Origin of the sequence: Bacillus timonensis (genome assembly GCF_004799755.1) — a bacterium.
Classification (GTDB): Bacteria; Bacillota; Bacilli; order Bacillales; family Bacillaceae_L; genus Ferdinandcohnia; species Ferdinandcohnia timonensis_A.
This window is the reverse complement of sequence record NZ_SLUB01000006.1, coordinates 85,105-98,254: the sequence shown is the minus strand read 5'-3', so window position 1 is coordinate 98,254 and position 13,150 is coordinate 85,105. Positions and strand designations below refer to the sequence as shown.

General features: G+C 36.5%; 6 protein-coding genes and 1 pseudogene. All 7 read left to right on the top strand.

Annotated features, from left to right (window positions below; genetic code table 11):
* The first annotated feature begins 54 nt into the window (after nt 1-54).
* The 7 genes and pseudogenes from E1I69_RS05640 (at nt 55) to E1I69_RS05615 (ending at nt 12,900) form a co-directional block, all read left to right on the top strand.
* Nucleotides 55-3,669, top strand: coding sequence for a recombinase family protein (locus tag E1I69_RS05640; RefSeq protein WP_161974843.1), 3,615 nt, complete (start codon nt 55-57; stop codon nt 3,667-3,669).
* A gap of 221 nt (nt 3,670-3,890) precedes the next feature.
* Nucleotides 3,891-5,966 (top strand): hypothetical protein, encoded by a 2,076-nt coding sequence (locus E1I69_RS05635; RefSeq protein WP_136378622.1) that lies wholly within the window; start codon nt 3,891-3,893, stop codon nt 5,964-5,966.
* Between the two features lie 263 nt (nt 5,967-6,229).
* Nucleotides 6,230-6,574: pseudogene (locus E1I69_RS25425) on the top strand (recombinase zinc beta ribbon domain-containing protein); the annotation flags it as partial.
* Between the two features lie 6 nt (nt 6,575-6,580).
* Nucleotides 6,581-7,039, top strand: coding sequence for a hypothetical protein (locus E1I69_RS05630; protein WP_242634538.1), 459 nt, complete (start codon nt 6,581-6,583; stop codon nt 7,037-7,039).
* A 114-nt stretch (nt 7,040-7,153) separates the two neighbouring features.
* On the top strand, nt 7,154-10,528 hold the full coding sequence (locus E1I69_RS05625) for a recombinase family protein (protein ID WP_136378620.1): 3,375 nt from the start codon (nt 7,154-7,156) through the stop codon (nt 10,526-10,528).
* Nucleotides 10,529-10,844: 316 nt separating this feature from the next.
* Nucleotides 10,845-12,179 (top strand): AAA family ATPase, encoded by a 1,335-nt coding sequence (locus tag E1I69_RS05620; RefSeq protein WP_136378619.1) that lies wholly within the window; start codon nt 10,845-10,847, stop codon nt 12,177-12,179.
* Nucleotides 12,166-12,900, top strand: coding sequence for a hypothetical protein (locus tag E1I69_RS05615; RefSeq protein WP_136378618.1), 735 nt, complete (start codon nt 12,166-12,168; stop codon nt 12,898-12,900). Before E1I69_RS05620 ends, E1I69_RS05615 begins: the two co-directional genes overlap by 14 nt.
* Nucleotides 12,901-13,150 lie beyond the last annotated feature (250 nt).

Genomic DNA, 13,150 nt, shown 5'->3' with positions numbered 1-13,150 from the left:
GTGAGTGATAGATGGACACGAACCACTATGACTTATCGGAAAGGGGTTTTTATTATGGATAATTTTCAAAAAGGCATGTGGACCAAAACATTATGGGATCCTGTAAAGGAAAGAGAGGAAAGTCCGTTACATGGTGAGAAGCCTGTTAAGGTCGCTGCCTATTGCCGAGTCAGTACTGATTTGGAAAATCAATTACGCTCGCTGGAGAATCAGGTACACCACTATACCCACTTGATTAGAAGTAAACCTAATTGGAAATTTGTTGGTGTGTATTTTGATAATGGTACGAGCGGGAGTAATGCTAAAAAACAACGAGGACTGCAGCGGTTACTGCGTCATTGCGATGAAGGAAGAGTCGATTTTATTCTTACAAAAGATGTATCTCGCTTAACGAGAAATGCAGAACATTTAATGGAAATAGTAGAGGAGCTTAAAGCGAAAGGGGTGGGAATTTATTTTGAAAAAGAACAAATAGACACCTCTATTACTTTTAATCAATTTTTACTCACCACCTATGCAGCCCTTGCCCAAGAGGAAATTGAGAACCTATCTACTTCTACAAAATGGGGATACGAGAAAAAGTTTCAAAAAGGCGAAGCTAAATTCTCTAGACTATATGGCTATAACCTAGTTCGAGGGGAGACAGGAAATACACTTGAGATTAATGAGCAAGAAGCAGCGGTTGTTCGTAACATTTTTGATTGGTTTCTACAAGGGCGGTCTAGGGCTGAAATTACAAGAGAGTTATACAGACAGGGGATTAAAACTGCTACCGGAAAAGAAAGATGGTCGCCTTCCAATATCAAAAAATTGCTTAAGGCGTACACCTACACAGGAAATAGAATGGCAAGGACCGAGACCAGAGATCTTTTCACTCACAAAAAGACGTATCACGATCGAGAGGAGATTGAGATAGAAAACACCCACCCTCCAATCATCAGTCGGGAAGTATTCGATGAAGTACAGAGGCGTATAGAAAGCAACAAAAGGAATACAGGAACACCAACGAAGAGAAATCGACCGGCATTCTCCCAAAAGCTCATTTGCCACGCATGTGGGTATCGGTATAAATTTCACCCTAGTCCACGAATTGATTATTGGAAGTGTGCTTCGAGTAATGCAAAAACATGCGATGCTCCAAACATAAATGAAGAACAGTTAAAACAGATGGCATTACATGCGATGCGTTTAAGATATGAATTGAATCAACCGGATAGCCTTGCCCAGTTGCAGAAAGAACTTAAAGCGACCAATCAGCAGGACCATTTTGAATTTCATCGGTTGAAATGGTTAACGGAATTAGAGATAGCGAAGGAAAGTAATGAGGATCCGGAAAAGATAAATGCCTTAGAAAAAGAATACCAAGCATTTGAAAAACAGGTTGCTCAAATAGAAGATGATCGTCCTTTTCGAGTGAAGACATTGGAGTGGCTAAAAACACTAGAGTCTATGGAAGAGTTTTACCAAAAAGTAACGACAGAACACTTACGTGCATGGATTCATCAAATCACTATAGAAAATGAAAAAAATTATCAAGTTGAATGGTTTGACGGGACAAGCCTGACGGTTGGTCAATTATCTGAAAGCAAATCCATTCATTCAACCCAGAAAGATAAACCAAAGAAAAAAGTGAGCCCTAAGAAGGAGGTGAATCAGGAACTGATCCTTCTCGATGAACATGGGGCTTTAAAAGAGAAGAGGGAAAAAGAAGTGAATACTACAGTTGAGCGAGAAGTACAAAAGATAGAACCAGGTGAAGGGAAGGCCATTCTTGAAACGATTGGGAACGCACCGATAGGAAACGAAAAGCCTGACCATTTGCAAAAAAATAAAAAAACACTCAAGACAGCTGCTTACTGTAGGGTTTCAACCGATCGCTTAGAACAGAAAACAAGCATGAAAACACAGGTAGCATACTATACGTATCTCATTTTGAAAGACCCATCCTATGAATTTGCGGGTATCTATGCAGATGAAGGTATCACAGGCCGTTCCTTGGAAAAGCGAGATCAATTAAACCAACTCTTGAAGGATTGTGAACGAGGACTTGTTAACGTCATCATCACAAAATCAATTTCTCGCTTTAGCCGGAATGCATTAGATACCCTTTCCATTGCACGACACCTGAAACAACTCCCAACCCCTGTGTATATTTATTTTGAGAAGGAGAATATCTGGACGTCAGACCCCCAATCAGAGTTGATGATGTCCATCTACGGTGCCATCGCCCAAGAAGAAGTCATGAATGTTGGAAGGAGCATTGCTTGGGGACATCGGAGTCAGGCCAAACGAGGCATTATCCGGTGGAAAAAGGCTACGTATGGATATTGGGTAGACGAAGATTATCGCTGGCATATCCAGCCGGAACAAGCCAAAATCATTAAACGTATTTTTAGGGAAGTGATAAAAGGTAAGACAGTAAATAAAATTTGTGAAGACTTAGCCAGTGATGGTATTAAAACAGCTACAGGAAAGGATTTTTGGAATCCTAAATCAGTGATGGGGATGTTAAAGAATGAAGTGTATAAGGGTGATTATTTATTTCAAAAAAATGTGACTGTCGATACGCTGCAATCCAAGGTCGTCCGTAATCAGGGAGAGGAACCACAGTATTATATTGAAAATCATCATGAGGCGATTATTAAGCCAAAGGACTGGGAACGGGTTCAGGATATTTTAGAAGAACGGAGAAAAGGATTTATCAAAGAAGAAAATCAGAAGTATGAAAAAGACGAAATGAAAAATGAAGAATTTATTGAAAAACTGTACTGTGGTGAATGTGGATATTTGATGGGGCATAGACGTCATGTAGAGAGACGATGGAAAAATCCTTATGAAACGCACTTCTGGGTGTGCTGTCGCCATGATCAGAGGTATAGAACTGAACGATGCGATACAAAGCGTATTCGCCAGGATTATTTAGAGTGGAACTTTATCCACTTCTTAAAACAAATTCATGCGGACCCTAATTTTAAAAATGACGTCTTGCATTGGATTAATAGATTGGAATTAACAGAGGAAGAGAAGCAGGAAAAAATAGATTTGCAGGACAAAGTGGAAACGCAAAACCAAGCCTTGTATAAAGCTGTAGAAGAGGGTATCCATGAAAACGGCCAAAACACTCAGCTGGTGGATAAGCTGACAGAAGAATTGGTGGAGTTGCATGACCGACTGAAACACTTTAGTGAACGGGAAAGATGTGTGGAACAAGAAAGAAAGCTGTTTAAGGAAATCATGAAAAAAGTGAGAAAGTATGTGGAAGGCGAAAGTGATGACTTTCCTGAATATTTGTTTCAAGAATTAATAAGTCGTGGAGAGGTGTGTAAAGATGGAAAGGTTACCTACCATCTCATATTCGAACTGGAACAAAAAATGCCAGAAACCTATGATGACTATGTAGAGTTAAAAAGGCAGCAGAAGAAGCAGAAAACGAAGGAAAAACATGAGGCGTTACTTAATGGGCCTGAGGTGGAGGAGCTGTTAGTATTTTGCTTGGAGCCAAAGGATATAAAAGAGATTGTAAGTTTTATGAATGAGAGGATGATCATTTCTGATTCGCACATCTTCCAAGTTATTTTGAGGCCATTAATGAAGCAAGGAAGAATGGAAAGATTCAAAGCGTCGGAAAAGGGTGGAACCAGAGAAGTGTTTCATTATGTGGTTATCTAGCATTCTGGTTCTGGGAAGTTGTAAATTAATAGAGTAATAGATTAAGGCTCATTTCCATACAGGGAGGTGGGCCGTTTTTTGCTTTTTATTATGGTTCTAACAGATTAATAGACTATATATTCTTGTGCTTGATTGAAAAATGGTAAAATATAACCAGTGGTAAGTATAACGAATAAATAATGCTATGAACTGGGTGGCAGAAGAAAAGAGGAGTGATGAAAATGCTAAGATTATTGGGAGTTGTTAATAGTGATGAGGTAAACAAGTATAATATAAAGTTTACAGTGGGAGCTTTGGAATCCGCATATAGTGATAATTGGCAGTTAGGTGTACCATCTTATTTAGGTCATGATCACACAAAACCAATTGCTTGGACATTGATAAATGCACTACATTTTGAACCTGGTATGGTAAGGACTACAAACATTACCTATGTTCCAGAGAATGAAAAAGAAAGCGAAGGTATCGATAGTCGAATTAGAAGCTTTTATTTAAATAAAACTACTAATTTTATTAAACCGTATAAGGATCAACTTTTAGAGAAGCTCAATCCTTATTTATCCGAAGATTATATTTTTTCTTCAACTGAATCAGCGGCGATTATCGATAAAGGCATAGCTAAAAGAGTATTCCCAGAAATTTTTGAAACAGATGATAAACATGGCCTTGTATTACTATCAAAATTAAACCCAATAGCCCCTGGTATATACGAAAAAGACGGGTTGTTATTGTATGCTAGTTCCTTTTTTCGGAGATCATTCTCCAGACTTAATACACTTAACACACCATTTTTAAAACGATTTCAAGAGATAGGAGGGTCCGATAAAGTAACATCAAAAGTTCTTTTGGATCCTGATATGGTTGGGCTAGCAGGTTCTTATTCTGAAGTGTTTGAATTCCAATATTGGTGGGGGCCACAATTTTCAGATAATCTTGCAGATATACCAATAGGAGTTACTACACATAAGAGTTCGGAAAAGGAAATATTATTTAATGACGTGCAAAACACAGAATTTTGGTGGTATGAACAGGATAATAAGAAAACATTTGAGTGTGAAGAAGTTATTGTAAAACCAAGTTTAGGTATAAGTGAAAGTAATTATGGATGCAGATTTGTTCATAGTATGATAGATGAATCTACCAGTAATCCCTTCCACCTTGATGGTGCCATTCGAATCTATGATGAAGAGGGGATACTTAATAGATGGGATGTAGATATAAAAGGTTCTGGTAAAAACACTGATTATAACAAATTGTGGCGACTTGATGGTGACATATCTGTTTCAGAGTGGAAAGAACTTATATCTCATTATTATAGAGATAACACATTAGTTGGAGAATACTTTGGTGGGGAAGATTCACAAAAAAGCTTTCAGCCAGAGATTCTTGAAAAAGAGGATGATAAGATTCCATTGTCTGAATACTCCCCTTCCTATATGAAGAAAGGTGAAGGAGTTAGAATAGCACTTTCTTATAAGGACATAGTTCCTAATAAAAAGAGCGGCAGGAAAATAAGAGTAACCCATTCGCTTATAAATAGTAAAAGAAGTGTTAGATACATAGAGTCCGATACTCTAGAAATAATAAAAAGATTACGTAAGCGAGGGGAATCATTAAGTGTGCCTCCAAATACCGAAATTGTAGCATATGAAGATTTAGTAACAAATTTCCCGATGATTCTACATAGAGGAGAAAATGCTGTAGATGATGCAAATGTTACACTAGGTATAATTTTAGAGTTGTGTGAACTTTGGAGTAAAAGGAATGACGACAGGACTATAACTTTTAATATTTCCGTTGAGTATGAAAGTAAAGAAGCAGTCTTTTCTTTTGCAGGGCATATAGAGGACATTCTAATTTTATTTAATGATGGTTTGCTATTTCCCAATAATGAATCAGATGTAAGATCATGGTGTGAAGAAGTAGCCAAGAATTTAACGGAGTACTTCCCTAAGGCAAATGATAATCCAAAACTAAAAGACATGTTAAAACCGGCGGGCTACTTATATTTTGATAGAAGATTTATAGAAGAAGATCATAAATTATATTGGGATGAAGATAGGCAAGCTATGGGAATAGAACTTCAAATGCTAAAACCTCATCCTGAAGTCATTGAAGAAATAGAAAAGGGTAGCCTAGAAATTGCTCCAGTATTTATTGTAAATCAGTCCAAATGCAGTAAATGTGAACAAGAGTATAGGAATTGTAACTGTACAAAGTATTCCGATGAAGGCGTGTTTGAAAATATGGAAGACATCAATAGCATAGGTATATTTTGGACTAAAAGGAAGGCTTAAGAAAGTTATATATTTCCGAAGGTGAAATCCCAATAACTTAATATAGAAGAAAAATGACCAATCAGGCTCATCTCCATTCAGGGAGGTGGGCCATTTTTTGCGTTTTATGGGGAGAAAATCGCTCTAAAAATGAAACGAGAAATTATTAGGTAAAAGGGGAAGTAAAAACCGCATTAGATATATAGTAGAAACTCGGATATTTTAATCTATATTTTGCGTATTTTTATCCACTCGTCCTCACGGCGTTTTTAACCCATAAAAGAATCCGTAATGATGGAAGAGAACAACAATATTTCATTAAAAACCATCACCCTGCTATCATTCCAGAGGAAGATTGGAATGCGGTCCAGCAAGAGATGAAAAGAAGAAGCAATATGTTTAGGAATCCAGACGGGAAATATAAACAGGCTTATTCAAATAAATCATGCTTTTCAAACATCCTTTTCTGTGAAGAGTGTGGTCACCCCATTGTTCGACGGCGGCTTACATCGGAGAGGAACGGAGAAAAATTCCTTTATACAGCTTGGCAATGCAGAACCAGGGTTCATCCTAAAAAGTACAACGTGAATTGTAAGGCAAAATTTGTTTGGGAATCTGCACTTGAGCGGGATTTCATGACATTACTCTATGAGTTAAAAGAAGGAAAGGAAGAATTGATTCAAGAAGCTCATAAAGTCATTGAAGAATATGACCTGAGTTCAGCAGAAAAAGCACGAAAATTGAATCTCGAAGCCCAAATCGAACAAATTAACGAACGAGTTTCAGAACTAGCCGAACAAAGTAACTCTACTGTCGCAAGTGTCTATGAAGCCTCTATCAACCATCTATACTATGAACAAGAGTTGCTTCAGTCCGAATACGATGAACTGAGTAATAAGCAACAGGAAAGTAAGCATATGGAACGGCATTTAGAGACCCTACTCACCTTCCTATACGAATTTGATGAATCAGAATTTAATGAGGATATTTTTAGGCAGGTCATTCAGCAAGGCACCATCAACCAAGATCAGAAAGTCACACTGGAATTTAAATGCGGGATTACAAGAACGTTCGTAGCACTACGACAAAAATAAAATTCTACTAGAAATAAACCCCTTGAACTTTTATCGAGTATGAGTGATAGATAACATACCTTCAACAGATGAAGGAACATCACAATTCTTGTAAAAGGAAAGGGGTTTTTGTGTTTGTCGAAGGACATTCTAAAAGATTATGAATGGAATGAGGTTCTGTGGAAGCCATTAATTCAGGAAAAGGAAAGCTTAATAGAATCGGAACGAAACACGATCCGGGTGGCAGCTTATGCAAGAACTAGCAAAAAGATCAGTACGCAATTGCAGTCGTTAGAAAATCAAATTGATTACTTTACACGCTTTATTCAAACGAAGCCACAATTCAGATTGGTATCCATTTATTACGATGAAGGTGTCTCTGGCACCAAAATGAAAAATAGATTTGGTCTCAAGCGTTTGTTGCGACATTGTAGGGAAGGAAAAATCGATTACATTGTCACGAAAAGTATTTCTAGATTTTCCCGGAATGTAAAAGAACTTATTGAGGTAGTGAAAGAGCTACAAGAACTTAAAGTAGGTTTATATTTTCAAAAAGAAAACCTTGATACCTCCAAGGAATTTAACGAGTTTTTACTGGCGACCTATGCAGCACTTGCTCAAAATGAGGTGGAAACGCTCTCGCATAATGTTAGTTGGGGTTATGAGAAAAGAGCATTGAGAGGCTCACCGAAGTTTGAAAGAATTCTTGGATACCACGTTACCTATCAACAAAAAAAGACGCATATCAGCGTTGATGAAGAAGAAGCTGGGGTAGTCAAGAAGATCTATGAATTATTTCTTGATGGAGCAGCACTTAATGAAATTGCACGTTATTTGATGCAAGAAGGGATTCAAACCTCTAAAGGAGGCACGATTTGGGATGGGTCAGTTGTTAAAAAGATACTAACCAATGTAGCATACACCGGAAATCGATTTGCCTACTTTCACACTACTAGCATTCTGGACAATGGAAAACCCAATGATGTACCGAGCTATTACATTGAAAATAGCCATCCAGCTATTATTGACCCATCCATGTTTGAGGAAGTGCAAAAACGGTTTAAACCAACAGAGCGTAAAGAGAAAAATAAAAAAGCAGACTTCCGGTCGTTATCAGGACGAGTCATGTGTGGGATATGCGGATGTAATTATCAGTTCTTAACCGACTATGCGACACCTTGTTGGCGTTGCAGAATGAGTAAAAGTGGGATGTGTGATTCTACTAAAATGTATGAGTCAGAGATTCTTTCCATGATAAAAAAAGCCTTTGAAGAACGCTTTAGCAGTGACTCTATAGCGCTAAGGGACATTTTTTATCCGATGAAGCGACTCCATGAACATGACTATTTAGAACATCGAAGATTACTATATTTTAGCGACATACGCCTTGTTAAAGAAGAAGAGAAAGTAGCACCAGAAAAAGAACTGGATGGTATTGTAAATAAAAAACATCAGCTAGAAGAGGAGTTTTTTCACTTTGAAAGGTACGTCAAAAAAATAGAAGAAGATAGACCCTATCGAGAAAAAGCCCTCTCATGGATGAAAAGCCTCCAATCTCTAGATGAATTTTTTGAGAAAGCCACTATTGATTATTTCCGAGCATGGGTCGTGAACATGACCATTTATTCGAAAGATACGTTTATTGTTCATTGGTTTGACCAAGAAGAGACAAAGGTTGGTGAAGGTCCTATGCCTGAACCACCAAGAACCTTGAGGAATCAAAAGAGAAAAGAAAAATCTACACAAACAGGAATCGATCTTGAAGGGAAGGAGGATGGTGATGTGCTTGTTGCACCCATCAAAAGAGAAGCGAATTCAACATCGCATGTTAGTTTAACAAAGCAAATTAAAAAAGAACAAAAGAACATGTGGAAGGTTGAACAGTCGCTTCAAACGCAAACGAAACAACAAACGCTCAGAACGGCTAGTTATTGTAGGGTTTCAACAGAACAGGATGCTCAACAAATTAGTCTGGAATCACAAGTCGCGTACTACACTTATTTAATTTTAAAAAATCCTGAGATGAGCTTTGCTGGCATTTTTGCGGACAGAGGATTATCAGGGACACAAACCAAAAACCGAACAGAGTTTAATCGTTTGATGCAAAAGTGTAAGCAAGGAAAAGTTGATCAAATTTTGACCAAGTCTATATCAAGGTTTACAAGGAATACGGTCGACGCTTTGTATTATGTGAGGATGTTGAAGTCGCTGAATCCACCAGTCTACGTACATTTTGAACGCGAGAATATTCATACAGCCGATAAAGATAGTGATTTAATGTTAACAGTTCTTAGTAGTATGGCTCAAGAAGAAGCAATCAATGTGGGAACCAGTAGTCAGTGGGGAAAGCAGAAGTTAGCAGAAATAGGGATTGTAAGGCCAAGCCGATTCCCGTATGGATATATTGCTGATGAACGTAAGAATTGGTGCATTGAGCCAAAACAAGCGGCTGTGGTGAAGCGAATGTATGAATCTTACGCAGCAGGAAAAAGTATCGGGCGTATTGCTCGAGAGTTAAGCGAGGATGGTATTGAAACTGCCAACGGAAATAGATATTGGCATCCAAACACGGTAGGGAAAATCTTAGCATCGCCCGTTTACAAAGGTTGCATACTTTACCAACAAACCTATGTGAAAGATCCATTTACGAGAAAACAAGTAGTTAACCAAGGGGAACTGCCCCAATATTATATTGAGGACCATCATCCAGCTATTATTACACCGGAAGATTGGGAGAAGGTCCAAACCATCCGAAAATCGAACCAACCTCAAACAACCCGTTCCTCAGTCAACGCTCCACATCCATTTCGTCAAGTTTTCCGATGCGGTGAATGCGGGGGAGTGATGGGTCTGCACACGTATTATACGGATCAAAAGAATTCAAACAAGAGGAAAGCTAGACACTATTGGCGTTGTCGTGCAGCGGCAGGAAAAAACTTCTCAGCCACATGTTTAGCCCCAAGTTTTCGTGAGGAGTATTTGGAGCATAACTTTATGAGTGCTTTGATGGTCATGAAATCTGAGGATCTTCTAGAACAAAAGATAAGAGCGGTTATTGAGAAGACCAACCTTACAACAGAAGAACTTGCCGAAGTGAAAGAAATAGAAGCTACAATGGAACAACTTAATCAGGAACTCTATGAGGCTGTTGATGAAGAGCTTAATCAAGCTGGGCAGGATACTAAGCGGGTTGAGGCATTAACGAATGAAATTGTGAAGTTAAAAAATCAGTTAGATGCATATGAAGAACGACAGGAACTGGCTGCAAAATATCAAGCAGAATTCGAGTGGTTGGTGAATGAACTACATGAAATAGATGATTTCAATCCTCTAAAACAACGTATCCCTTTCCGGGCGGACTTATTTGAACGGATTGTAGAAAGTGGAGTTATTCACTCAGATGGTCGAATTGTATATCAATTAAAGTTAGGTGTTGAATGGGAAGCATATCTGGAAGAAAAATGCTCCTACAAACTAAAGGTGAAAAGAAAACGGAAGAAAAAAAAATAACGGGAAACAAGCAACCCGCCGAGTTAGCGTCTAGGTTTTAGATGGCTACTTGGTGGGTTTTTGTTTTTTATTTAACATTCACATAATAAAACTGCCATCAGAAATTAATTTAAACCAAAATTAAAAAAACCACACCAAAAGAGGTGTTATTGAATAAAATGATTAAAAATTGTCTATTTTATTTAATAGTTATCAAATATTATTAATTTAAAGTGTATTTGGGTAAAAATTTAAACAAAATTATTTATAAGTAAAATTTTGTGTGATATAATTTTTTGAAAGACATAAAAGTTATAAGATCCTAGGAGGAAACGATATGTCGAGTATTATTAGAGTTACAAATGTTGAAGTGAAAAATTTAAAAAATGTTAAAAGGGGAAATTTCAGTACAAATTCAACCTTTGATAACCTAACTGCTGCCGATGTAATAGGTTTCTACGGGCAAAATGGATCTGGAAAGACTGCAATTGTCGAAGCATTTAATCTATTAAAGCTTTTATTAGACACGAGGAAACTGCCGGAACTATCTAAGCATTTATTATACTTTAATGAAGAGTTCATTGACTTGTCCTTTGATCTAATAATTAAAAATTATCTTGGAGAGTTTTTCGTAAAATATGAAGTTTCAATAAGTAAAGGAAAAGATAAGCTACAAGTAATAAAAGAAAAAGTCTCCTATAGAGAAAATATAAGCAAGAAACGATTTAAAGATATTTTCTACAAAAATAATCAGGAAATTTCCATTAGAAATCAAAAGATAAAATCAATGAATGAGGATATTAGAGTAACAGTAATGGTAGCAAATAGAATGGCAAACGATAATGCCACCTCGTTTATTTTTAGAGAAGAATTAAGAGAAGTATATGATTATTTTTTAAATGAAATAGAAACTGAAATAATGAACAATCTTTTGGTAGATTTCAATAGAGACTTTCACGTAATTGATCAAATCCAATCTGGATTATTAATAGCAAATATAGTCATGCCATTTAACGTACATGTTGAAAATATACGAGGGAGTATACCGTATGAGTTAAGTGATACAATGGTTTTACCACCTCCGCTATTTGATACAATTCAAAAAGTTATTGAACAAACGAATGTTGTTCTTAAAACTATCATACCTGGTCTTCAAATTAAAATTAGAAAAATTCATCAAGAAAAAATGGATAATGGAATAGATGGTATCCGCTTCGAGTTTTTATCTACCAAAGGAAGTATTGAACTACCTTTAAGAAGTGAATCATCTGGGGTTATAAAAATAATTTCAATTCTTAGCACATTAATAGCAGTGTACAATAATCCTAATGCATGTGTAGTAATTGATGAACTAGATGCAGGTATTTTCGAATATTTATTAGGCGAATTATTAGAAGTAATAAGTGAGAATGGGCAAGGACAATTGTTTTTCACATCACACAATTTACGAATCTTGGAAGTTCTTCCTATTCGTAATTTATGGTTTACGACTCTTAATGAAGAGGATCGCTATCTCCAATTAAAAGGTGTTAAAAAGTTAAATAATGCACGCGATATCTATTTACGTGCAGTGCAACTTGGCGGACAAGATGAACCTATTTATGGCGAAACAGACTTGTACGACATAAAAAAGTCGTTTAGAAAAGCAGGTAAGATAAATGGCGAAGAATAGAAAAAAAGTAGTGCTTTTAATTGTTGAAGGAGAAAGCGACGAAACTTTACTCATAGATCGTCTAAGAGAGCTTTTTAAAGACCATGAAATTCGCTTTGAACCCCAACGTGGTGATATTTTATATGACATAAAAAAACAAGGGAAACCTATCAAGGATGTTATTGGGGAAATAGTAAAAGAAGTTTTAATAAAGAGAAAGTTTAAGCAGTCAGACATATTAGCTGTTATTCATATAGTTGATACAGATGGTTGTTTAATTCCTGAAGATAATGTCCTTGTAGATAACCAGCAAGAAGCTCTAACTTATTACCAAAATAATTGCATTAGTGTTTCAACGGAAGCACAAAAGAATAATATACTGAACCGAAATGATATTAGAAGTAGAAATATTCGCACTATGAATTCAGTGAGTAGTATTGTTTCTAACAAATACAATTATCAAATGTTCTATTTTTCTAGAAATTTAGAGCATGTAATTTTTGATGACCCCAATCCGTCTTCAGAAACAAAAGTTGATAATATAGAAGCATTTCTAGATGACTTAGCTTTACCATTAGAAGAGTATCTATTGCAATTTATGCCTGATACGGATGCTGAAGGTTATAATGAGCAATATATAGCTAGTTGGACCTTTATATCGCAAGGGATAAAATCCTTACAACGTTCAACAAATGTCCCATTGATGTTTAATTTTATAGAGTTAAAGACTTCGGAATTATGAGTTTTAAAATAATATAAATATAGTATGAAAGAACCGGATCTATAATAGCTCATTACCTTAATAATAGGTGGTGGGCTTTTTTGTTTTGGTCATTTTTCATTTATCTAACAGCCATACTCTTCAAAAGTGCTGAATAGTTACTATGGTTAGATAAAAAATGCCGATTTTTATCTATATTTAGCGATTTCAATTTTATCTAAGTCTATCCCTAGATTTTTTATCTAACTCGTATCATGGGGCACAAAATGGG